Annotated in this window: 16 protein-coding genes and 1 pseudogene; 6 read left to right on the top strand and 11 right to left on the bottom strand. The window is 66.9% G+C overall.

The window, feature by feature from the left end; translation table 11 throughout:
• Positions 1-12: 12 nt before the first annotated feature.
• The gene (locus D474_RS0102345) at positions 13-696 is read right to left on the bottom strand and encodes a hypothetical protein (RefSeq protein ID WP_017611994.1); all 684 of its coding nucleotides are present in this window, start codon (positions 694-696) and stop codon (positions 13-15) included.
• Between the two features lie 380 nt (positions 697-1,076).
• Here D474_RS0102345 and D474_RS0102350 point away from each other — a divergent pair, with 380 nt between their 5' ends.
• Entirely contained in the window at positions 1,077-3,212 is a 2,136-nt protein-coding gene (locus tag D474_RS0102350) for an AIPR family protein (protein WP_017611995.1), read from the top strand.
• A 65-nt stretch (positions 3,213-3,277) separates the two neighbouring features.
• Here the strand turns inward: D474_RS0102350 and D474_RS0102355 are convergent, their stop codons facing one another.
• The 6 genes from D474_RS0102355 to D474_RS0102380 form a co-directional block, all read right to left on the bottom strand.
• On the bottom strand, positions 3,278-5,416 hold the full coding sequence (locus D474_RS0102355; RefSeq protein WP_017611996.1) for a UvrD-helicase domain-containing protein: 2,139 nt from the start codon (positions 5,414-5,416) through the stop codon (positions 3,278-3,280).
• 64 nt (positions 5,417-5,480) lie between these two features.
• Positions 5,481-7,064 (bottom strand): serine/threonine-protein kinase, encoded by a 1,584-nt coding sequence (locus tag D474_RS33805; RefSeq protein WP_017611997.1) that lies wholly within the window; start codon positions 7,062-7,064, stop codon positions 5,481-5,483.
• Positions 7,065-7,215: 151 nt separating this feature from the next.
• Entirely contained in the window at positions 7,216-10,386 is a 3,171-nt protein-coding gene (locus D474_RS0102365) for a type I restriction endonuclease subunit R (protein ID WP_017611998.1), read from the bottom strand.
• Positions 10,383-11,657, bottom strand: coding sequence for a restriction endonuclease subunit S (locus D474_RS30775; protein WP_083931711.1), 1,275 nt, complete (start codon positions 11,655-11,657; stop codon positions 10,383-10,385). Before D474_RS30775 ends, D474_RS0102365 begins: the two co-directional genes overlap by 4 nt.
• Entirely contained in the window at positions 11,654-13,678 is a 2,025-nt protein-coding gene (locus D474_RS0102375) for a type I restriction-modification system subunit M (protein WP_017612000.1), read from the bottom strand. Before D474_RS0102375 ends, D474_RS30775 begins: the two co-directional genes overlap by 4 nt.
• 53 nt (positions 13,679-13,731) lie before the next feature.
• Positions 13,732-13,968, bottom strand: a complete 237-nt coding sequence (locus D474_RS0102380) for a hypothetical protein (protein WP_152476591.1) — start codon at positions 13,966-13,968, stop codon at positions 13,732-13,734.
• A 408-nt stretch (positions 13,969-14,376) separates the two neighbouring features.
• Between D474_RS0102380 and D474_RS0102385 the strand changes: the two genes are divergently transcribed.
• Positions 14,377-16,506 carry a plasmid pRiA4b ORF-3 family protein gene (locus D474_RS0102385; protein ID WP_017612002.1) on the top strand — a complete coding sequence of 710 codons (2,130 nt, stop codon included), beginning with the start codon at positions 14,377-14,379 and terminating at the stop codon, positions 16,504-16,506.
• A 589-nt stretch (positions 16,507-17,095) separates the two neighbouring features.
• Here D474_RS0102385 and D474_RS0102395 read toward each other — a convergent pair.
• On the bottom strand, positions 17,096-17,749 hold the full coding sequence (locus tag D474_RS0102395; protein ID WP_017612004.1) for an ATP-binding protein: 654 nt from the start codon (positions 17,747-17,749) through the stop codon (positions 17,096-17,098).
• 225 nt (positions 17,750-17,974) lie between these two features.
• Between D474_RS0102395 and D474_RS0102400 the strand changes: the two genes are divergently transcribed.
• Positions 17,975-18,838, top strand: a complete 864-nt coding sequence (locus D474_RS0102400) for a helix-turn-helix domain-containing protein (protein WP_017612005.1) — start codon at positions 17,975-17,977, stop codon at positions 18,836-18,838.
• Positions 18,835-19,023, top strand: coding sequence for a DUF397 domain-containing protein (locus D474_RS0102405; protein WP_017612006.1), 189 nt, complete (start codon positions 18,835-18,837; stop codon positions 19,021-19,023). The genes D474_RS0102400 and D474_RS0102405 overlap by 4 nt, the downstream gene beginning before the upstream one ends.
• Positions 19,024-19,342: 319 nt before the next feature.
• Here D474_RS0102405 and D474_RS33110 read toward each other — a convergent pair whose 3' ends face one another.
• Positions 19,343-20,419 (bottom strand): SEC-C metal-binding domain-containing protein, encoded by a 1,077-nt coding sequence (locus tag D474_RS33110; protein WP_017612007.1) that lies wholly within the window; start codon positions 20,417-20,419, stop codon positions 19,343-19,345.
• 752 nt (positions 20,420-21,171) lie between these two features.
• On the opposite strand from D474_RS33110, the gene D474_RS0102420 reads away from it, so the two are divergent.
• The gene (locus tag D474_RS0102420) at positions 21,172-21,702 is read left to right on the top strand and encodes an RICIN domain-containing protein (protein ID WP_152476594.1); all 531 of its coding nucleotides are present in this window, start codon (positions 21,172-21,174) and stop codon (positions 21,700-21,702) included.
• 198 nt (positions 21,703-21,900) lie between these two features.
• On the opposite strand, the gene D474_RS0102425 is transcribed toward D474_RS0102420, so the two are convergent.
• Together D474_RS0102425 and D474_RS34015 are read right to left on the bottom strand one after the other, a co-directional pair.
• Positions 21,901-22,338: a hypothetical protein gene (locus D474_RS0102425; protein ID WP_017612010.1), complete on the bottom strand. Its 438-nt coding sequence runs from the start codon at positions 22,336-22,338 to the stop codon at positions 21,901-21,903.
• 207 nt (positions 22,339-22,545) lie between these two features.
• Entirely contained in the window at positions 22,546-23,040 is a 495-nt protein-coding gene (locus tag D474_RS34015) for a hypothetical protein (protein ID WP_017612011.1), read from the bottom strand.
• A gap of 342 nt (positions 23,041-23,382) precedes the next feature.
• Here D474_RS34015 and D474_RS0102435 point away from each other — a divergent pair.
• Positions 23,383-24,137, top strand: a pseudogene (locus tag D474_RS0102435) (TROVE domain-containing protein); the annotation flags it as partial.

Below are 24,137 nucleotides of genomic sequence, written 5' to 3' on the forward strand. Positions count from 1 at the left end.
CCTCGCCGACACTCATTCGAGCAGGCGTGCGAATTCCAACCGGCCCTGGGTCTCCTGGGAGAACAGCGTGTGCGCGAGCGGGCTCAGGCAGGCCTTCGCCACGCGCTCGTGCCCACCGGGGTCAGGGCAGATGAGCAGGGCGAGCAGGCGCAGGGCCCGGGCCGCCGCCTTCGTGTCCAGCACGAACACCGCCTGGGCGGCCTTCCAGAGCCCATCGATCGCGATACTTGCCAGAGCGGTGCGTACCGAGCCCCAGTCCGGCGCGCTCTCGCTCTCGAGCACCATCTCCTTGGCGTCCTGCGGCACCCGGTCGGTGACACGGCCGATCTCATGCAGGCCACGCGCCAGTTCCGAGATCAACTCACACCAGAAATGACCGGCGGTGTGGCTCCCGTATCGGGCGAAATCCGGATTGTTCGCGGCACATGCCCGGGCTGCGGCGGCCATGTCGCGACCGAAGACCTCGCTGTGGACCCGACCTCCGAGGTCGTTCAGTGATCCGCGCTCCGCCGGGTGCAGGACCAGCCAGTCCACTGTGTCGGCCACTGCGAGCCCCGTGCCGGCCCGGCGCAGGTACAAGGTCGGTTTCTGCCATTTGTTCGCAACGAAACGGCTGCGGCTGAGCCGCCATTGCTGTTCCGATGCGCCACGGAAGCGGTCGCGATCCTCCTCGTGCCCGGGTTCGGCCCGGCGCACGTGCCCTTTCCACCCATGGAGACTGCCTCCACAACCGGAGCATTCGCACTTGAGCAGGGTTGCATTTTCACAGGAAACACTGTGTTTCACATGCTCTCCGGTCATGAGGGGGCGGAGCGCCGAGGGGCACCACACCACCACCGTGCCGGTACCGGAGCACGTGCGGTACTGCGACGGCGGGGAGTCTCGCATCACCGCAACGCCAGGACCTTCTGGCGCTCGCCCCCATCGACACGCAACCCCGGGTCCGCTCCCCTCGTCCCCGAAGCACGGGCACCGCGGTCAACCGTGAGTCCGGATGGAACGTCCGAACAGAGCATAGGAAAAGCACAACCCCTCTAGGCTCGAACCGCGGATATCCACCTACTGAAAAGGTCCAGATGCCCCACCCCCGGCGATCTTCCCCCCGGAACGACCACGCCATCCGGCAGATCAAGCACGTACTCGACCAAGAACTCGTCCATCTGGTCGACATGAGCGACTTCGAGCGCAATGAACCCGATCAGCACCAGAAGGCCCTGTACTCCCGTGCCCTGGCGGCGCTGGCGGTGCGCGGTCAGGCCGGCGTCAGCAGTAACGAGGCCGCAGACAGCCTGATCGACGGACGCGATGACCACGGGATCGACGCCATCGCTGTCTCCGAGACGACGAGCCGGATCTGGCTCGTCCAGGCCAAGTGGAACGACCAGGGCCGGGCCGGTTTCAAGCAGAACGAAGCGCTCAAGTTCCAGCGCGGATGGAAGCTCCTGGAGAACCGTGAGTTCGACCGGTTCAACGACCGTATCCAGAACATGGCCGACCGGGTCCACCGGGTCCTCCTCGACCCGCACGCGCGGGTGCACTTCGTCGTCGCAGTCTCGGGCGATGGCAACCTCTCGAGGGACGTGACCGACACCTTCGACGAGATCTTCGAAGAGACCAACGGGTACGGGCTCAAGCTGGACCTCCAAGTGGTGGGAACCCATGCACTGCTCGACCAGATCAGGGCCGATCGGGCCCCGGAGGATGTGCCCATCGTGGCCACGTTGGACCAGTGGATCCATGTGGACACCCCGGCAGAGATGTACCAGGGCATCGCTCAGGCGAGCCAGGTCGCCGAGTGGGTGAACGAGGTCGGCGGCGGATTGTTCGCCCGCAACATCCGCGCCTCTCTGGGCACCACGGACGTCAACTCCGGAATCATGGAGTCCCTCACCGAAGACCCCGAGCACTTCTTGTTCCTCCACAACGGGATCACGGTCATCTGCGAGGGCATCACAGCGGAGTACCCGAAGCGCCGCCGCCAGAGCGAAGAGGTCCGCCTGACCCTGGAGCGTGCCAGTGTCGTCAACGGTGCCCAGACGGTGACCACGCTCCACCGGGCGTTTCAGGAACACCCCGACGAGGTCGCCGAAGCCGACATCAGCCTGCACGTGATCTGCGTGAGCGACCGTTCGTCCCTGTTGCCGACCCGCATCACCGATACCCGGAACCGCCAGAACCGGGTCGAGGACCGCGACTTCGTGGCCCTGGACGAGACGCAGGCGCTCATCCGGGAGGATTTCGGGACCCAGGACCTGGCCTACACCTACAAACGCGGCGAGCCCGATCCCGTCCCGGAGCACGGCTGCTCGGTCGTCGAGGCGGCCGTCGCCCTGGCGTGTGCCCACCCCAACGTCAAGCTGGCCGTGCGGGCGAAGCAGAATGTGGATTCCCTGTGGGAACAGGGGGCCGACGGTGCCTATCCCCTGCTCTTCGGGGTGCAGCCGAGTGTGCACCAGATCTGGGGCTCGGTGCGGCTCCGCCGGGCCGTCGGTGATCACCTGCACGGGCTCGGGAAGAAACTCAGGGGCCGTGGTTCGGACATGGCCGACCGTGCGGATCTACTCGTCACCCACCTGGTCTTCCGGTTCATCGGTGGCAAGGAGACCAGCACCGACGATTTCGACTGGGACAGCACACTGGAGCGCGCCGGGGAACTAGTGGACACGGTTTTCCCCTGGCTCCTGCACCACGTGGACTCCGAGTACGTGCCGGACAAGACCTCGCTGACCCGGACCCTGGCCGACCCCACGCGCTGCCGGGAGCTCGGGGACCTCGTCCTGCGCGACGTCCTGGCGCAGAAGAGCACACCGGACATCGACACCGCCTACCGCCTGCAGCAGGGACAGCGCAAGCGGAAGCCGCGCCGCCCCAACAGCGTGGCGATCCTGATGGACGCGGGCATGCTCAACAGCGGTGTACCACTGGAGTACCGTCCCACCAGCGCCAACGAGGAACAGGCTCTCAAGGCCTGGTTGGACGAGGACGAACGGCGTTCCCGAGCGACCTGGACACACAACCGCAGCCGCCCGTTGCTCTGGGAATCCGACGGGGCGTATTACTCCCCCAGCGGCCTGGTCATGCGCATGTACGAGCTCGCGGGGTGGGAGAACGCCCCCGTTGCCGTGCAGGGGCCGGCCAAGTGGAACATCGACGGCCGGTCCATCGCTGAGCACGCGGAGCGGATCTTCGCCGACCTCGGCAAGGACGGCTGACAAGCCGACCCGTACCGCACCGGGTGTGCGGGGCGGCCACCGAGCCGCCCCGCGCGCCGTTGGGCTCAGGCGATACCGGCTTCGGTCAGGAACTGGCTGGGGCGTCCGTGCCACGACACGTGCAGGTAGTCGCGCGCGCGGGTGCAAACCACGAAGAGCAGGCACCGCTCGGCCATGAGGTCCGTGTCGTGCTGGATCTCGTCGACATCGCGGTCGGTGACGGCCTTGTGGAAGGGCACCTTGCCGTCCGAGACCCCCACGGCCGCGATCGCACGGAATTCCAGGCCTTTGAGTGAGTGCATGGTTCCCACCCGGACACCGGGGGTGTTCTCGTCGGCCTTGCGCAGGGCGCAGGACTCGAGCCCCGCTTTCGCGAGGGCGGCCCGCACTTTGTCGCCTATCCGGTTGAACCGGACCGCCACCGCGGTGGAGCTCGGTTCCACGCCGTCGTCGATCCAGGAACGAATCTGCTCGACGAGGCCGTCCAGCTCCTCGTCCAGGGTCTGTGCAGTATGGGTACTGGGAGAGGGGCCCTGGAGCGCCGAGCGGTACCCCGCCAGGGATTCAGTACCACCGTCGGTCAGGGACTCCACCTTCGCGCCGTCCAGAAGGGGCCGCGACCAGGTCAGGATCTGCTGCGTGCTGCGGTAGTTGCGGCGCAACCGCTGCGAGCGGCCGACGACGTTGATGCCCAGGGCCTTGAGGGAGACCTTGGCGTGGTAGATGCGCTGGTGCGGGTCGCCTGCGATGAACAGGTCGTCGGGTGCCTGCGCCACGGCCGCGCGCAGGAACCGCCACTGCGCCGGGTGCAGATCCTGGGCCTCGTCGACCACCACGTGTCGGAACAGCGGCCCGTGGTCGGCCAGGTGGCGTGCGGCCTCGTCACAGCCTCGGAGGAAGGTGCGCTTGCCGTCGGCCTCCAGCTTCTTCTCGAAACCGGTGATGGCCTTCCACACCCGGGCGCGCTGCGCACTGCCGAGTCCGCTCCCCCGGCCTTTGCGTTCTGCCGCCTGGTAGTCCATGAGCGTGTCCAGGCGCTGGGCCAGCACGACGTGGCGGTACTCCTGTTGGAGGAACTCCGCGGACCACTCCAGGCCGTGTTCGCGGATGATGCCCCTCCAGTGGTCCATCTCCTGTTTGTCGTTGACGGGGCTCAGGGGCCGGTCACCGTCAGCCTGGGCCAGCACCTGGCTGACCTGGGAATCGAGGGTGCCGATGTCGAGCTGATCGAGCTGCGCCGGGTCGTCCACGAGCTGCGCGATACCGTCGCGCAAGGCGGAGGCGAGCGCGTTGGTGTAGGTGGTGAGGAGAATGCGTTCACTCGGCCGCAGGTAGGACAGCAGGTGCTTGACCCGGTGCATGGCCACCACGGTCTTGCCCGTGCCGGGGCCACCGGAGACCTGGTAGCTGCCGGGGTAGCTGGCCTTGTAGGCGATCTTGCGCTGCGCAGGGTGCAGGAAGATCCTCCAGGCCGAGAAAGGCTTGGCGAGGATCTCCTCGAGTTCGTCCAGCCCCGAGACCAAGCGGACCCGCGTGGGTGTACTGCGGATGGCGGTGTCCATGTCATCACTGACGCCGCCAGAAGGCCGGTGGGCGACAATGTCGCGCCAGACCTCCTCGACCGGGAACCCCGCGGCAAGATACTGCAGGACCTCGGCCTGGTCCTCGGGCAGGAACGGCACGATGTTGGCGAGCTCGTCGGTGTCGACGGCCGTGCGGGCGGCGCGCAACACCTTCTCGGTGATACCGAGCGTGCCCAACTCACCGTCGGAGAACGCAGCGAACAGGCGCTGTTCGGGGGCCGTGGGTGCAGCCCGGTCCTCGAGCTCGGGGGTCACGCGCTCCAGACCTTCGTCGTCCCAGATCTCCACCGAACCGGTGAGCCGGTTGACAGCGGCGCCCTGCCGGGTCGCCCAGTCGTAGGCCTCGTCGTGGGTGTCGACCCTGAGCAGGACATAACTGTCGCCGCTGGGCGGGGCCAGCACCACACCCCGGTAGAAGTTGTCGATCTTGCAGGTGTAGATGCTCCGGTTGCGTCGTGCCGTCGGGGGTTTGAAGTTCAGACCCTTGTCCGCCTTGAGCTCCGCGTGGCCCAGCGCTCTGAACTTGTCCATGACGGCGCGGATCTGCTTGCGCGTGGAGAGTGGGAGCTCGTCGTACTCGCCGCTGTTGAAGAAGTGGTGGCCCAGGCCGAGTTGGGGCATAGGGGGTCTCCTTGTGGTCCGAGGTGGTGGCAGCGGGTCGGTCCCCGGCGGGTCCGGGCCACGGTCAGCGGCGGCCGCGTCCGAGTCTGTCGAGGAGGTCGGCGACCTCGAGCGTTTCAGGGGCCTCGGGGCCGTAGACCGCACGGAGGTCGGCGTAGAGCGCTGGGAGGTCGAGCGCGGCGCGTTCGATGTCGCCCGAGCGCAGACGCCACATGGCCATCTGGCGCCGTAGTTCGAGCACCCCTTCGGAGCGGTCACCCTCCACCCCCCGGATCCGTCCCAGGAGCTGTTCGGCCTCACGGAGGGCTCGGGTGGTCTCCCCCAGTTGGGCCCGGCAGTACACAGCGTGCTCCCGACAGCTCAATACCTGTTCGTCCGACGGGCCGAAGTGGCGCTCGAGGGTGTCGGCCAGGTCGGTGAATTCGGGCAGGGCACGGCGTGCATCACCGCTGAGCGCCAGGGCGCCGGCTCGGAGGATCCGGACCTCGAGGAGAAGTCCGGACTCAGGCCCGAGTGCGGTCGCGGCCGATTCGATCACGTCGTCCAGGACAGCGATGGCCTGGGCGAATCGGCCTTCGCCCATGAGAGCCTGGGCGTGCTCGTCGGCCGCCCTCAGCTCACCGGCTTCCAACCCGGACACGGTCGGCCCGGACACGCTGGTCTCCGCGAGTGTGGGCGGCAACGGCCTCCCGAGCGGCGGAACCTCCGCCCTGGGTCGGGGCGGTGTGGGACGCCTGTACGGGCGCGTCGGGTCGGGCAGGACCCCGTGTTGCAGAGGACGGTCGGGGGTTCCCGGCTCGGGGCGGGGCAGGTGCGGAACGAGGCGGTCGTAGACGTCCTGGGCCGCGCGCGGCCGGTGCTCGGGGTCCTTGGCGAGCAACTCGAGCACCAACTGTTCCAGATCCTGTGGGAGCTCGGACACACGTGCCGACGGAGGCACCGGGGCCTCCTCCACGTGCGCGACCTGCAGCTGGAACGCGCTGTAGTCCGGCGGAAAGACCTTCTTGCCGGTGAGCATCTCGTAGAGCAGGCAGCCGAGGGAATAGAGGTCACTCCCGGGGGTCGGAGCCGCCCCGCGAATCTGTTCCGGTGGCATGTAGGCGTATGTGCCGAGGATGTTCCCCGTATGAGTCAGGCGTGTGATGTCGGTGCGCAGCACGGCTGCGATACCGAAGTCGAGGACCTTGACCGTGCCGTCGTCGGCGACCATGACGTTGCCGGGTTTGAGGTCGCGGTGCACGACGGGAACGGCGTGTGCTTCCGACAGGACTGCGCAGATCTGGGCCGCGACCGCCGCAGCAGTGGCCACGGGCAGAGGTGCGGCCTCAGCGAGCGTGTCGGCGAGAGAGACCCCACGCACCAGTTGCATGACCAGGTAGAGGGATCCCTGGTGCTTGTCGACGGCGGCATCGTAGACCGCCGGCACGCCAGAGTTCTCGATACGGGCGGTGACGCGGGCCTCGCGCTTGAAGCGGTTGGCGAACTCGTCGTACTTCTGCGCATCAGCGACGACGTCGGGCCGGATGACCTTCACTGCTACAGGCCGGTCGAGCACCGTGTCGTATCCGCGCCACACCTGGCCCATGCCTCCGGTGCTGATACTGGCAACGAGCTCGTACCGGTCGGCGATCCGCTCTGTGGCGTGCACCGGGCCCCAATCCGTCTCGAGCGCGGCCTGTCTGGATCGACCGCGCGGCGCTGCATGCTGAATCTGTGATCCTACGGGCGTTCGGAGTTGCCAGAACGGCCGAGGGTCCCCATCCGGACACCCGGCCGCCAACCTCCGTTTCGGCTGCGGTTCAGTCCGCGGTGAGCCCGTTGCGCCGCCGCAGGAGTCGATAGGCCGCCTTGCTCATGGCGCGGTTGATGGAGCTCTGGAAGTCCTGCTCACCGAAGTATCGCTCCGTGAACTCCGCACCGGTTTCGTAGCGTTCCATCACTGCTTCCTTCATGGCCGGGTCGAAGGCGTGCCGGAACGCGCCTTCGTCGTTGTTGACCGCGGCCAGTTCCAGGTCGGGGTTCTCGACGAGGGTCTGGAACCGTTCTCTGAGCATGAGCTTGTCGGCCTCACCGAGTTCGCGGCCGAAGTGGTCGTTGAAGATCTCGATGATTTCCGACAGGAGCTCCTTCTTGGGGTCGAAGGCGCCACCGCTGCCGTCGGAGAAGCCCGGGAGCTCGTGCTCGCCCTCGGCTTCGAGGCGAAGGTCGTCCTCGCCCTTACGGAAGACGCTGAGGTGGCTCAGGTCCACCTGACCGATGTCGACGCCGCCGTCCTGGCGCTCGGGCAGCAGGCGCAGCACGAACCGCCCGAAGAGGTACAGGCGCTCCAGTTCGGCGTCGGGATAGCGCATGACCTGTGAGAGGAAGGCGTACTTGGTGACGAAGTCGTTGAGGTCGGCCCGGAAATCATCGGCGTCCTGCCGATCGCCCTCCTCCTCGCTGTCACGCAGCAGGGTGTAGCGCTCGACCGCCGGCGTGGTGAAGCGGCTGAGCTCCGGGTGATTCTTGAGCTCGTCGGCGCCGGGGCGCACCTCCAATCGGTGGAACGCCTCCGCGAAGCCCTGCAGTTCGCTCTCGACCAGCACATCCGCGTCGTGCATGACCCTGTGAGCGATGGTGTGAAGGATGTCCGGGTCGGCTTCTCCAGTGACGGCCTGCTCGTAGTAGGGCAGGAAAGAGGCGCGGATCTCCTCTCCTTCGTTGGTGAAGTCGAGGACCCTCAGGTCGCTCTGGGACTTGAGGGGGTGGGTGCGGTTGAGGCGCGAGAGGGTCTGCACGGCGGCCACGCCCTTGAGGGACTTGGTCACGAACATGGTGGTGAGCAGCGGCTGGTCGAAGCCGGTCTGGTACTTGTCCGCAACGATGAGCAGGCGGAACTCCTTTCCGCCGGGGTTGTGTTTGACCACGGCGGGCTCGTCGGCCCGGGTGGCCGCGAACCGCTTGGGCAGCTCGGCCTCGGCGACCTGGTTCACCGAGGACTCCGTGACCTCGTGGCCGAACTGGTCCTTCAGGGCCCCGGAGAAGGCGACGAGCGTCCCCGGGTCGGGGGCACTGCTGTCCTGCAGGTAGCGCTCGACCGCTTCGTACAGCCTCAGCGCCGCCTCGCGCGAGCGGGTGACCACCATGGCCTTGGCCCGGCCGCCCATCTGTTTGCGCGTGACGGCGTTGAAGTTCTCCACGATGATCTCGGCGTGCTGCGCGAGCGTGGATTCGTGCAGGAACGCGAACCGGGCCAGTTGCGACTTGGCCTTGGCGGCGTCCACCTCGGGGTCCTCGGAGTTCGCATTGAGGAGCCTGTAGTGGGCTGCGTAGGTGGTGTAGCTGCGCAGGGGGTCGAGGATGAAGCCCTCTTCGATGGCCTGGCGCATGGAGTAGGTGTGGAAGGGCTCGTACAGGCCGGTGGCCTCGTTGAGCACACCGAAGAGGTTGAGGGTCTTGTGCTTGGGGGTGGCGGTGAAGGCGAAGTAGGAGAGGTTGGCGCTGCGTCCGCGGTAGCCCGCCGATGCGCGCAGGGCCTCCTCCGTGGACGCGGGGGTGTCTTCGGTGTCCTCGGTGTCGTCGTCGGCGTCCAGGCCGAGGTCGCGCAGGGCCTTCTTGACGTCCTTGGCCGCCTCGCCGCTCTGGGAGGAGTGCGCCTCGTCCACGACGATCGCGAACCGTCCGCCGCGGATCTCGGTGGGTTCGCGCCTGAGGTAGTCCAGCAACGCGGGGAACGTCTGCAGGGTCACCACGATGATGCGCTTGGAGGAGGTGGACAGCGCCTCTGCCAGCTGCGAGGACTTCGATCCGCCCTTGCCGCCGATGCGTCCGACCAACCCCTCCACTTGGGAGAAGTCGCCGACGGTCTCCTGGAGTTGACGGTCGAGGACGGAGCGGTCGGTGATGATGACGGTCTTGTCGAAGACGGGGGCGTTGGGTTCCAGGCCCCGGTCGCGCGCCGTGGGGTCGAGGAGATCCGGGTCGGCGGGGGTGTGCAGCGAGGAAAGGCGATGGGCGAGCCAGGCGATGGTGTTGGACTTACCCGACCCGGCCGAGTGCATGACCAGGTAGTTGTTGCCGGCCCCGTGGCGGGAGGCGTGGTCGACCAGGCTGCGCACCGCGTGCCACTGGTGGAAGCGGGGGAAGATCACGGTCTGCCGCCGGCGGCCCTTGCTGTCCTTGTCGCGCTTGACGTGGATGAAGCGTTCCAGGAGATCGAGCCAGTTGTCGGCCTCCCAGACCGTCTCCCAGAGGTAGGAGGTCCGGTACCCGGACGCACCGTCGTCGGGGAGAGGGTTGCCGGCACCTCCCTTGCGGCCGGGCCCCTCCGAGCCGGTGTTGAAGGGCAGGAAGCGCGTGTCCTTGCCGGCGAGCTTGGTCGTGAGGAACACGAGCTCGGTGTCGACGGCGAAGTGTACGAGGGTGCGCTTGCTGAACAGCAGTTCGCGCGGGTCGCGGTCCCGGACGTACTGGGCCTTGGCGTCGTTGGCGTTCTGTCCGGTGAGCGGGTTCTTCAGTTCCGCGGTGGCAACGGGGAGACCGTTCACGAAGAGGACCAGATCGAGGGAACGGCCCTGGTCCCCGTCCTTCGCTGCGTACCGGAGCTGCCGTGTGACGGTGAGCCGGTTGCACTCGTACTGGTCGAGCGCGTTCTCGGCGATGGTGTGCGAGGGCTTGAAGTAGGCGAGCTGGAACCGGAGCCCCTCGACCGTGATTCCCTTGCGCAGGACATGCAGGGTGCCCTCGGTGTCGATGCGCTTGGCGAGTATGTTGGCGAACGTTGCCTGCGCCTTGTCGGGGGAACCACCGCACCGTGTGATGAGCTCATCGAATGTGTCGGCCTGGGTGGCGCCGAGGAACGCGCAGAGCTCGGCGGTGTCGAGGGCCAGCTCGGGGTTGTAGTGGTCGTTGGCGCCCAAGGACCAGCCGTGCTCGAGCATCGAGTCGACGATGTGGTCCTCGAAGGTTCTCTCGTCGTAGACGGGGCTCATGAGACATCAGCTCCTCGAGCGGTCGTGACGTCGATCTGGCCGGTGACAGCGGCGGTGATCAGGGCCCGCTTGCGTTCCTTGAGAAGTTCGATCTGGCGACCGAGCGACACTCGAAGTTCCTCAACCTGTTCCAGTGCGCTGTTCACGTAAGCGACTACCTTCTTCTGCTCGGTCAAAGAGATCAACGGTACAGGAAAAGACCTAACCTTACTACTACTCGTGGAGGCGAGATTTGTACTCTTGACCCCGGTCGCCTCGAAGTAGCAACGACCATGAGAAGAACGCGTCAGCAGGGTTAGATATTGAGGATCCAATCGATCCGCGTCAACTCGAAGGACGAAGACATGGTTCTGGTGAAGCGCTCCGGGAAGCTCGCCGTTCCACATGGTCCCTCGCCCAAGCTTATCGATGTCGCCGCCTTCAGTCATCAGAACATCCCCTGCCCTGAGAGTCGAGCCCTCCGCGACGGACCGGGGGACCCGAATTTCGGACACCGAATCCAACTCAAGCCATCCGGCCTTGACATTTGCAACACGAAGATAAGGCCGAGTGACGTCCTCCGGAGATGGAGCACGCGACGCGTCCACGGTCACACCGCCTTGCACATGACAAAGGTAACCGAGGCGCACCAGAGGTGCCCCACCATCCTCAGGCAACCAGGGCCACGGGAACTTCCCCGACGGAGCACCCACACCTCCGGGGACCATGGATTCACTGATGAGACTCGATTCTAGCTCCCCCAGTTTTTCAACCTGTAGCTCCCGGGCACTGATCACGCCATCGAGCCGCTCGAGCTCCAAATCCAGAAAATCTGCGATGCGCCGCTGACCCTCCACTTCAGGTGCGGATACGTCCACCTGAGCAAGTCCTCCGGAAGACAACTCCACAAAAGTTGTCCCCATGCCGAGCGACTGGAGATCTTCTTTGCGCGCTTCCAGCTGGTACCGAAAGAACCGAGCATCTACTTCAGCAGTAGGCAGGAGCGCACGACATCCTTGATTGAACGCCATGGGAACGCCGGCCAGGGCTGTGTAGCCGATGGGGGCACGCGTAGAAAGGAGGATCGATCCTGCCGGGACAATACGGGACCCGTTCAAGGCACCAGCTTTGGTCAGGCACCTATGCGTGGTTGAGATCTCGATGTCATCACCAGACAGGTCTACAGGGGTGGCCCAAGGGACGTCGCCACCCCAGTTTTCTTCCGCAGCCGTCGGGGTTCCGCCATTGGCGACCTTGAACAACCTACGGAGAGGCACCGTTGGAAAGCTCACTTGATCACCTCGCCGAGGAGTCGCTGGATCTCGCCCTCGAGCTCCTTGAGCTCCGCGTCAATCTCCTCGAGCGGCCGGGGCGGTGTGTACACGTAGAAGTGCCGCGTGAAGGGGATCTCGTAACCGATCTTCGTCTTCGAGTGGTCCACCCAGGCGTCGGGCACGTGCGGCAGGACCTCGCGCTCCATGTGCACATCGATGTCCTCGTCCAGGGGGATGTTCTCGAAGTCGCGCAGCTCCGGGTCGGCCTCAGGCTCGCCCTTCTTCAGCTGCACTTCACCCTCGGGGTCCCGCACCGACACTGCGCCCCATACGGCCTTCATCACGGGCGTCAGAGGCTTAGAGACCCCGCCTTCGGCGAGGGCCTGCTGGACCCGGTCCGCGAACTGGGCCTTCTTGTAGCTGGGCTCACCCGCGGTCAAGGGGCGCAGAGCCTCGACCAATTCCGCCTTGTGCTCGTACTTGGCGGTGCTCTTACCCTTGTCCAGAGCCGCAGCCAGCTCCGCCAGGGTCTCGTCGGTGACCTCGAAACGCAGCTTCAGCGGGCGTTCCACCGTGACGCGCTGGTATCCGAAGTCCTCGTTGTCGAACACCTTCACCTTGCCGTGCATCGAGTGGTCCGGGTCATCGACCACACTCAGCGCGTCCGCGTACAGCTGGGTGAGCTCGGTGATCTGCTCCGGCCCGATCTCCTTGCGCTTCTCCCCCAGGGACTTGCGCATCTTCGTCCAGTGGTCACGGGCGTCGATCAGCTTGACCTTGCCCTCGTGAGCCCCGTCCTTGCGATTGGTCAACACCCAGAAATACGTGGAGATACCGGTGTTGTAGAAGAGTTGGTCGGGCAGGGCCACGATCGCCTCGAGCCAGTCGTTCTCCAGGATCCACCGGCGGATCTCGGACTCACCGGAACCCGCACCACCGGTGAACATCGGCGACCCGTTGAAGACGATCGCGATCCGGCTTCCGCCGCGCTTCTCGCCCGTCTCGTCGAGCTTGACCGGCTTCATCTTCGAGATCATGTGCTGCAGGAACAGCAACGACCCGTCATTGATACGCGGCAGGCCGGCCTCGAACCGGCCGGAGGCGCCGAGTTCGTGCTCGGACTCAACCTCGTCCTTGACCTTCTTCCACTCCACACCGAAAGGCGGGTTGGCGAGCATGTAGTCGAAGGTCCCGCCCCCATTCGAAGTCTGGGGGTGCCGGTCATCGCTGAAGGAGTTCCCGAATCGGATGTTGGTCGGGTCCTGGCCCTTGATCATGAGGTCGGAACGGCAGATCGCCCACGACTCGGGGTTGAGCTCCTGCCCGAAGACCACAGCCTTCGCGTCGGGGTTGAGCCCGGTGATGTGGTCATGGACCTCGGTGAGCATCCCGCCGGTACCGCAGGCCGGGTCCAAGATCTCCTTTATGACACCCGGTTCGCGGAGGGTGTCCTCGTCCGGGGCGAGGAGCAGGTTGGCCATCAGGGTGATGACCTCCCTGGGCGTGAAGTGCTCGCCCGCGGTCTCGTTGGAGATCTCGGAGAACTTTCGGATGAGTTCCTCGAAGACGTAGCCCATCTGCGCGTTCGACACCCGCTCCGGGCTCAGGTCCAGGTCGGCGAACTTGCCCACGACCTGGTAGAGCAGCCCCGAATCGTCCAGCCTCTGGATCTGGCGGAGGAACTCGTACTTGTCGAGCACCTCGCGCGCGTTGTCGGAGAACGCGTTGATGAAGTGCTTCAGGTTGTTGGCCGCCTGGGTGGCGTCGTTCGCGATGCGCTCGAGCGTGAGGGGGCTGGTGTTGTAGAAGCTGTGCCCGGATGCCTTGAGCAGGAACTCGTGGTGGACGGGTTTGCCCTTCCACTTCTCGTGCGCCTCCAGCACCGCCTCCTTGTTCGGCTCCAGGACGCAGTCCAACCGGCGCAGCACGACGAACGGCAGAATCGCCTTGCCGTACTCCGACTGCTTGTAGTCGCCACGGAGCAGGTCCGCGACCGACCAGATGAAGCCGACCAGCTCCTGGTGTGTGCTGTTGTTCACCGAGGTCCTTTCAGGGGAGTGAAGGGTCGAGAGAGTTGCAGCGGGGGCCTCGTTCAAGTCTGACGGATGTGCGGGACCGCTGCGGCATGTTCGGGCTCGGATCCCCCTGTGCGCCGGGGTTCCAGCAACCCCGCACGCATGCCGGAGGCGATCCGCTCCTGGAGTTCGTCCTCGCTCCGCCGCACCGCGTCGATCCGCCGGCGCAGACGGTGGAGGTCCCGGAAGGCGTCACCGTAGCGTCGCTGCTCGGCCAGGGGCAGCAGCGGAAGCGTCAGCCGTTTCAGGTCCACCCGGACGATGGTCGACCCGGTCCCCGCCCGTCGGAGCTTGTCGGCATCCTCGAGGAAACCGGCGAGGACCAGGGGTCGAGGGTCCGGGTCCGGCCGGCCCACCTGGCTCCCCACGACGGCCTGGGGCCGCCCCTGTACCTGGCGGGGCTCGACGTGGTCGGGGAAGGGGGCGCGCTGCCGAAGGTGTCCGACCTGAGGCCCGCCGTGGGCCTGCAGCCGGAGGCGACGGTGATCGCGCTGTTGGAGCGCCTCGACGTGCGGGACGACACCGGTCTCTACGGCCTGATTCCGGGCGATGGACGTCCGAGCAGGGTACGGAGCGAATCCGGTAACCGGTCCCCAGGGGCCGGCCGGAGCGCGACAATGGCTGTGCACCCGCCCCTCCGAACACGGAAACGACGAACGCCGATGGCACCACAGGAACTCGACAACAGGGTCCACACGCTCCTACTCACCCTCGACGGCGCCCGGCCGAAGGTCTGGCGCCGGGTCGAGGTGCCTTCTCCGACGCGGTTGGACGAACTGCACATACTCATCCAGGCCCTCATGGACTGGGAGGACATGCACCTGCACGACTTCGAGTTCTCCCGGCGCCAGTACAGGGACACTTCGGACCCGGGCATGGAGCTTCCCGGTATCGAGGAGTCCACCGCCAGGTTGGGCGACGTGCTGAGGAGGAAGGGATCCTCGGGCACTTACACCTACGACTACGGTGACACGTGGCGCCTGGTTCTGACCTGTGAGCAGGTCTCCGACGCCGACCCCGAGACCATCTACCCGCGGCTCCTGGGCGGGCGCGGCACCCCACCGCCCGAGGATTGCGGAGGGGTCTGGGCCTTCGACGACCTGCGCCGGCTCCGGGACGACCCGGCGGGTCTCGAGAGCTTCGACGGTGAGGAGGCCTCGGAACTCCGGTTCTGGGTGGACATGCTCGAACCCGACGAGCTCGACCTGGCGGCGGAGCGCCGTCGCTTGCGCAAGGAGTTCGGCACGCTTCCTCTGGAGGACGAGGACCTCGCCCCCCAGGGGCCGCCGCCTGCTCCGGCGCGGCCGGTGGCGCTGCCGCCGGAGGAGGAGCTGGCCCGCACGGCCGTCGGCACCGAGGTCCTGGACGAGCTGCTGCGGTTCGCCCGTTGGTTCGATCCGGCCCGGAAGCTGACCTCCACGGGCCTGCCGCGCCCGGCCGACGTGCAGACCGTGGTGGAGAGGGAGGGGCTGCTGCGGCCCTTCACCGAGCGCGAGGCAGAGGTGCGTACCGCGCGCCTGGACAAGCTCCGTACTGCCGTTGATCTGCCCGGGTTCCTGCGCCTGTGGCATCGCGCCGTGGGGTTGGAGGCGGTCGAGGTCGTCTCCTCTCGCGCGCAAGCCGCTCCCTGGGTCGTCGACGGACCGGCTCCGGCCCAGGCACTGCAGCTGTGGACCGACCTGCTCGACGAGGCCATCGAGGCAGAGCCTGATCAACCCGGAAGTTTCACCGGGCTGGTCCAGCGTTCCGACCTGCTTGCCTTGGTCCTGCGGATGCTCTACGAGGCGCCCGACGGTGAAGAGGTCGGGGTGTACTCCTTGGCGGAGACCGTGCTCGATGCGATGGGCGACGAGTTCCAGACGTTTGGCGCCGTAGGGGAAGGCTCGGACGGTGAACTCGAGCCCCTGCGCCTGATCCTGCGGGACACCCTGTACCGGTGCGCACTGGAGCTGTCCCGGACGGGCGCTCTCGCACTCACGGACCGCACACCCGCGGAGGTCACCGCGCAGTGCTGGGAGGGTGCGCTGGCGCTACCGATGCTGACCCGGGCGGAGTCCGTGGACGAACTCGAGGACCTGGGTATCGACTGCACGTTCACGCTCACGCCCCTGGGGCGTTACGGGCTCCGCCAGATGTTGCTCCACGAGGGTGTGCACGCCCCGCTCGCCGGGGACCTGGCCGAGACCGGTGCGGACGAGCTCCTCGACGCTCTGGTCATGACGGCACCGGAGAACCACAGCGCGGAGTTCACGCCGTGGTTGGAGCTCCGTGAGCCGACAGCCGCGGTCGAGCAGCTCGTCGAGGCCGCCGCGCAGGGCCCCAGGGCCGGCGCATTGTGGCGGACCATGGCCCAGGAGGTCCTGCTCGCCTCCGGCCCGCAGGGGTTCGAGGCACTGCGCGCGTGCCTGGGTTCGGAGCATGCTGAGGTGTCCGGGCTGGCCGCGGCGACTCTGCTGTCCTCCGACTCGTGCTCGGACGAGGAGACCGAACAGCTGCTCGCCGAGTACGGCCCTTGGTTGGCCATCGACATGGCTGCAGCGCCCATGGAGCTGAAGGAAGCACTGGGCTCGGACGGGGACGAACATCTGTCGACCCTCCTCGATCTCCTCGACGAGGAGGGAGCGGAACCGGGCACTGTCGGCGCATTCCTGCTCGACGGCGTCGACGACCTGTGGAGGTGCACCCACGCGGAGACCCTCCCCGTGCTCCAGGCCCTGGGCCGGGTGCACCCCCGCAAGAAGGCGGCCAAGGCGGCGCGGCGGGCCGCGCACAAGGCGCAGAGCCGGGGCTGAGCAGGAACCGAGAGGGCGGGTGCCCCGTGCCGGTCCTTGCCGACCGAGCGCGGGGCCACCCATCACAGATCTGTCAGTTGTGGGTCGGATCCGGTGTCAGGAGGCGGGTGAGTGTCTCGGCGTCGGGCACCTCGGCCAGGCCGGCGGAGGAAGCGACCCAGAACGAACCCGTGGATTCCCCGAACCACACGATCAGGTGCGGGTTCCGCGCCTGCGCGTCTGCGGCCCGGGCGTGCTCTGCGGCGTACTCGGACCGGTGCCCGCCAAGGCGGGGCAGCGTCTGGGCCCGGCGCTGCCGGNACGTGGGTGCACGGCGGAGCGGGGTGAGCCGCGGGCGTCCGGGGTGTCCCGCGCGGCTGGTGGCGTGTGTTGGACGGGCAGGCGGGCCCTGCGAGAGGAGGGCGCGGCGGCAGCGACGGGAACGAGCGGTGCCGCGAGTCGCCCGAACGCCGGGGCTGCGGGATAGGATGTGTCATCGGTCCTGCTTTCTGATCATGTGAGAGTGCTCAGATGCTGGGATCTTGCTGGGCCCGGGAGGCGTTGGCGCGCTCTCCTGGGCCCGTTTCACGTCCGGGGGCGTGAGGTGTTCCTAGCGGTCGGCGTCGGACCCGGGGTCGGGGCCGGTGTCGTGGTCGGCACGGTCGGCGTTGTCGGTGTTCCAGAGGCTGCCGGTCAAGTCGTCGGCGAGGAAGAACCACACCTGCCGTCGGTCGGGGATGCCGTTGTCGCCCCAGGACGTGGCCAGGGCGTCGATCAGCGCCAGCCCGCGCCCGGACTCCGCGGACAGGTCCAGGCCGTCGGCGGCGGCCCGCAGGTGCGCGTGCTGCCCGAACGGGACCGTCGTACCGTCGCGGGATCCCTGGTCGCGGCAGGTCAGCCGGAGCCCGTCGCGGCTGCGCTCGCAGGTGAAGCTGTAGACGCCGAAGGGCCGACCCGAGTGCGAGTGCGCCAGGGCGTTGTTCGCGAGTTCGCTGCCGAGCAGTGTGAAGAGGTAGCGGTAGTCGGCGTCGCGGTCGGCGGCGCAGGTGTTCAGGAAGGCGCGCACGAGCGGCAGGTACCTGGGCGAGCCGCCGAAGTCGTAGCGGCGCGTGCGGAAGTGGGCTCGGCCGGAACGCCCGGTGAAGTAGTGGCGGCAGCGGGGCGGGACCAGCTCACCGAGCGGGACCGTGACGTCGGGCAGGTCGGCCAGGGGTGCCGGGGCGGTTCCGGGAACGGCTCCGGACGCGGGTGCGGTTGCGGGCATGACGAACGAGCTCCTTCGCGCATGGGAGTTGAACGGGGGGTCGGCGTGCCCGCAGGGGTGGATCGTCGCGGTTCCCGCTCAGGCGGGAAGGGGCACGGCGTAGCCTGCCATCAGAGACTCTTCGTGAGCATCTGGTGACTGAGCACACTCAGAACCTTAAAGATGAGATTCAGGAAAGTCAATGCTGCTGCCTGACTCTCAGTCAACCCGAGCTAGGCTGGCCCCATGCAACGCCCCCACAGCCCCACACTTCGCCGACGGCGCCTGTCCTCCGAACTGAAGCGCGCACGGGTCGACGCCGGGCTCACCACCACTCAAGCGGTCAAGGCACTCAGGTGGGCCGCTGGCAAGCTCAGCCAGATCGAGAATGCCGAGGTCCAGAAAGTCAAGCCCACTGATCTCGACAGGATGCTCGACCTGTATGAGGTCATCGATCCCACCAAACGCGAAGCTCTGCACGCCCTCGCAAGGGACGCCAAGGTCAGGGGGTGGTGGTCAAAGTACCGGGAGGTGTTCGGACCTCAGTCTCTCCCCGATTTCGAAGCCGAGGCATCGAACGTTCGCACCTTCGAGTCATCGGTGCTCCCCGGATTGCTTCAAATCCCGGAATACACCACAGCGCTGCTCCAGGGCGGACGGTTTACCGGGGCTGAAGAGATCAAGCGCCGCACGCAAGCTCGCATGGAGCGACGGCAGATTCTGACCCAGATCAACCCTGCACGGCTACGTGTTGTACTGGACGAGGCAGCCCTCAGGCGAGCGATCGGTGGGCCGACCATCATGGTGGATCAGCTGAACCACGTGCTCCACATGGCGAAAATGCCCAACGTGGATGTACAGCTGTTGCCCTTCACCGCAGGTTCGCACGCTGCACTTGCAGGATCGTTTACCATTCTGGACTTCGCCGAACCTTATGACCTTCCCATAGTTTTCGTCGAGACCGCCGCAGACGGAATTTTCCTGGAGGAGCCTGATGAAGTGGAGCAACATGCTGTTACTTTCAGCGATGCGCAGGGATCAGCGATGAGCACCACAGACTCAGCGACGTTCATCGCTGATGTCATCCAGTCTCTAGAGAGCGAACGATGAACAACGAGCTCATCTTTAAGAAGAGCAGCTACAGCGCGCACGGGCAGAACTGCGTCGAGGTCGCCGACCTGCCCTACGGCGCCGCCGTCCGGGACTCCAAGAACCCGGACGCGGGCCACCTCCCCTTCCCCTCCTCCGAGTGGACCGCCTTCCTCACCTCCGCCGCCATCGGCCACCGCCCGTAGCCGAACCCCGCCGCCCCTCCCCTCTCCGCGCNGCGCCCCGGTCCACGGGACGTGGACCGGGGCGCCGAATTCATGCACGTGCATTTTCAGATGCATTTCCGGGAATGCCCACCGCGCCACCCCGCCCACACACTCCGCACCCTGTCGTTGTAGAATCCCAGGCACATCCGCAGCAAAAGGCCAACGCGACTCCAGGAACCACAAAGGCCCCTGACCAGCACGGTTCCGGACATAACCAGAAACGCCTACGGAGAAGGGCGATACCCCAGCCGTTCCACGTGCCGAGCTCTGCAGACCCCGGTTGCCGCACGTCCGCGCTTCACCGGTTGGCCGCGGAGCCACAGCACTTCTTGTACTTGCGCTTGGAACCGCACCAGCAGGGATCGTTGCGCTCTGGCGGCCACACGCTCGCCCGGTGGTCGTCCGGTGGCACCACCTCCCCCCACTCCGCCTGGAGTTCGTCATCCCCCGGATCCCCACCGGAACGGTGAGCGTAGTCCTCGATCTCCTCGACCGAGAACCGCACGAGGTACCAGACGACCTCCGGGTTCAGGCGCGCCTGTTCGCGCAACCCCCTCTCCACGTACCGGAAGTAGGCGTCGGCACCGCCGTCGCTGCCGGGGTCCGCTCCCGTGTCCTTGACGACGCCCTGCTCTCGCGCGGTCTCGAACTCCTCCCGCCGGCACACCACACGCAGCGCCTTGCCGGTTCCAGGGTTGTGGAGGGGCGGCTCCACGCCATCGAAGTCCCGGTCGTCGAAAACCGAGCCGTCGAGGCCCTCCCCGGAGCCACGCATGCCCCGGGTCAAGGACCGGTCCGGCCCGGAAATTTCGTTCAGGGCAATGTCGAAATCGTCGGGTGCGTATCCCAGCTGCTTCCTCACCCGGGTGCGCCCGGCCAACTCGAAGGCCAGCATGAGATGTGCGTCCTCGAGGTCCTCCGCCGGACCGGAGAGGTATTTCCGCGAGGCGACGTTGAAGCAGGTCAGGGCGGACTCGAGGTCTCCGAATTCCTCCAACGCCTCACCGAGGAGGTGGGCCGGCCCCTCCTGGAGGATCGAGGGCTGGAGCAGCTGAGCCACGACCCTCTCGGCCTCGGCCGAGACCTGTCCGTCCTCCCCGCGCAGATGGTCCAACTTCTGGATGGCCGCATACTGGCGGTCATCGACCAGCGGAGCGTGGTGGATCAGTGCGTCGAGGACCACCACGGCCTCCTGTGTCTTGCCGATACTGTTCAGCCTGGCGGCCTCGTCGAGCAGGATCTCCCCCACCGCGTCGGGGCAGGCCTCGACCTCCTCGGTGACGGATGCATCCATCTCGATCGCCCGGACAGCGCGGAGGAGTGCCGCTCCGGAGGGGTCCGAGGGGTGCTTCGGGGAGAAGACGTTGGTGCTCATATGCGGACTGTAGCGCCCGCGCCGAACCGGCGTGAGCGGTTCGGCGGAGTCTGTCCGTCGCGCGTGCACGGCGCGGTGAGTCGCGCGTGCACGGCGCGGTGAGCAGCACCGTAGGCACAAGCGTCCGCACCACAGCATCACTCGCTGATGAGCCGGCTGAACTCCGATCGGGCCTCGGTCTCTCGGGTGAAGACCTTGCGCGCCAGGGGGCCATGCAGGTCTTGGTCACCCGCTCGTGCGCGCCCGGGTCGGGGCGGACGAGAAGGGCGAGCACTCGCCCACAATGTCGGACATGAAGGCATTTGTCGGCGTCACTGACAAGGCCTGGGCGGATATCCTCGCTCAGCGCCCCCACCTCGACGAGATCAACTTCTGACTCCCCTCGGGCCGGACTTTCGAGTCCCTTCCCCCGGGAGGCAGTCGAATGCTGCCGCACCCGTTCCCGCACATAAAGGGCAAAACAACGCCCCCTCCAACGGGTTTCGGTACGCAGCTAACGGTGATCGACGCCCTCCACTCCACCACTCGCGAGGCGCTCCTTTTGTGAAGAATAAAGGGATCACCCCGAATGCAACCCGGGCCTCGGCACCGGAATCCTGATTACGGACTGGCGAGAAATACACTTCCGAGATGAGCCCCCGAGGAAACGCTTGAGATCGGCCCATGACCGGACAGATACTGTCCGGGCAACCCCGGAGGCCCCGCCGACGGGGTGAACATCTCCCTGGAACCCCAGAACCAGAAGGACGATAATGGCAATTCCCCGCAAAGTAGCCTCCGCGGCGACCGCCTGTGCCGCAGCAGTCGGGCTGATGCTCGCCTCCACCACCCCCGCATCCGCCAACGTCGCCTCCGGTGACTACCGCATCGCCTTCGAGGGGAACGGGGCCGAAATGGTCCCGTACGGGGGAGCCACCGTGCGCACCGATGTCCGCGTGTGGCCGGCCGACCACGTGGGAATGGAGTGGGACGTCGCCTATTCCGGACACCGGTCGGGGATGGCCTCCTACGAGATCCGCAATCTGCGAAGCGGCCTCTGCATGCAGCCCAAGGACGGCAGCACCACCGTCAACCAGCGGGTCGAACAGACCACCTGCAGCGACCGGAACGAACAGCGCTGGCACGTCTCGGACGTCGGGAACGGCGCACACCAGATCATCCCCGTGAAGAACACCCAACTCGGCGTCACCCTGGAGAACCCGGACTGGAACGGGTCCTTCCTCAAGCTCGGCTACCACAACCCGTACAACCCCGACTACCGGTGGCATTTCAACCGCGTCTGACTGGTCCGACCACAGAGATGGACACGACTCAGCTGTGATGTGACGCAAAAAGGGGCCTCCGGTGCAGGGGTTGGTTTTCGCAATCGCCCCTGACCGGAGGCCCTTCTGCGGCCGTTCTCCGGCAGCAGGCACCTCCGTGTGGAAATGCGACTCTTCCCGGAACACGTGGGGCGCTCGGGAAGACGAGCGTCACGGTCATCAGGACGTCGGAGCGGCGTCCTGATCGTTCTCGGTCTCGGTCGAGGCGAACCATTCCTTGGCGGCTCGGGTCTCCGCGAGCACCAGGGCGACCAGGACGAGGACGAACCCCAGGTGGCCCGAACCCTGCACGACGTTGATCAGGGCTCCGAGGATCGCCATCGCCAGAGCGGTTCGCAACAGGGTCTGCGTCCGGCTTCCCCCGGATCCCATACGCAGGGCGGCCACGAACGCCAGGATCAGGACGCCCGAGGCGAACAGCATGCCCACGAGGAAGAGCCCCATGGGCATCCCGGTCAGTGCCACGGCCTCCTCGAACGCCGCTCCTGACTCGGACACCAGCCAGAAGAAGGAAAGCAGACCGAGCGTGGCCAGCACGACGTAGACGAACAGGATCACGCGCACGACCGTGAGCTGGGTCGGCATGGGGGGTTTCATGAATTCTCCTCATTCGGTGAGTGTCACGGGACAGGCATCCCGGGACATTCCGGAACCGGAACAGCATCCCATCCCGCCTGCCCTGCGGAGCCGGCCTCCCCGCCCTCGCCCCCTGTTGACGGCCATGCACTCTCAACGGTCCACGCTGGACAACGCTCACCGGCCCACGGATCCGCACCGGCCGGCCCCGAACCGCCAGGGAAGACGTCACGTACCGCACGGATTCGGCCTGTGGACAACCGCTCCCGGCCGGGTCGTGCAGGCGATACTCAAAACATGGCGCGTTCTCTCTCCCACGTTCTGTTGTCGTCCCTGTTCACCGACCTGCCCCATCAGAACCACATCCTCACCCTGCACTCCGGCAGGGTCCTGACCACGGCCATCGACCGCCGGGCAGGCGGTTTCGAGGTCGAACACCCCGAGGTGGTCGAACGCCTGCGCGCGGCCCTGGCCCACGGGGGGGCTCGCGTCCGTGGTGCTGCGCAGTTTCACCGGCCAGGTCTCCCACACCCGCCCGGACGGGGTGGAGATCCCCCTGAAGCTGGTCCGCGGGTGGGTGGCCTCCGACCGCACGCTGTATCCGCTCGACGAGGCCGCGATGTTCGATGCGCACTGCATGGACGCGGCCTCGGGTGAGCCGCTCCCCCAGAGGAAGGGGTGGTCTACACGGGAGCGCCGGAAATCGATCTGGCCCTGTTCCACGAGAGCTGAGGGCACGGAACGCCCAGTTCGGGCGCGGATGGGGTGACCCGGCCGGTGCGGGGCGCCGAAAACCTCTGGAACCACGGCGGTACGGTCCCCTACAGTGGCTGAGCACCCTCCCGGGGCAGTCGGTGTTTCCGGGAGGCAGGATGCCGACGGACGGGCCCGGTGCGAAGGCACGGGTTACTTCCATTTGTAGATGGGGTGAAGCGGGTTCAAGTCCCGCCGCCGGTATCAGCCGGCGTAGCTCAACAGGTCAGAGCGCCTTTGTCCCCCTTGCCGCCCTGATCTCGGGCCCGTCCGTCGGTGTTCGGTACTTCCCCGACCGGAAGGGGTCCCCCCGTGGCCAAGTTCAACCGTCCCGGTGCCCGGCCCGCCGGGCGCAGCCCGGTGGCATCCGAGGCCGTGCCGACGGGGGCCACGTTCGGGGGCTCCCCCGGGTACGTGCGGTCGGTGGAGTCCGAGCTGTGGTTGCTGGCCGTGCACAACATGGTGGGCGAGCAGACCTTCTACGAGTCCGCGCAGGCGCGCGACAGCCGGTTCGTGCAACTGGTCCAGGAGACGGCCGTCGCGGATCCTGTGTGGTTCACCGGGTTCGTGCGGTGGCTGCGGCACGGCGCCCACATGCGCTCGGCCTCGTTGGTGGCCGCGCTCGAGGGTGTGCGTGCCCGGGTCGAGGCCGGTGAACACGGGCATTCCCGGCAGATGGTCTCGGCGGTGTTGGCGCGCGCCGACGAACCCGGGGAGGCCCTGGCGTACTGGACGGGGCGGTACGGGCGGGCGTTGCCCCAGCCGCTCAAGCGGGGGGTCGCCGATGCGGTACAGCGCCTGTACACCGAGCGTGCTCTGCTCAAGTACGACACGGGTACGAGCGCGTGGCGGTTCTCGGACGTGCTCAACCTCGTGCACGCCTCACCCGCCGCCGACCGGCCCGGGCAGGGTGCGCTGTTCGTGCACGCGCACGAGCGCCGCCACGGCCGCACCACGCGCCCGGACGCCGAGGCGCTGCCGGTCGTGGCTGCCAATGCGGCCTTCCCTGCCCGAGTGGCGAAGCGGGGGACGCTGCTCCTGGACCCCGACGAGCTACGGCGGGGGGG

The sequence above is a fragment of the Nocardiopsis salina YIM 90010 genome (assembly GCF_000341025.1).
Lineage (GTDB): Bacteria > Actinomycetota > Actinomycetes > Streptosporangiales > Streptosporangiaceae > Nocardiopsis > Nocardiopsis salina.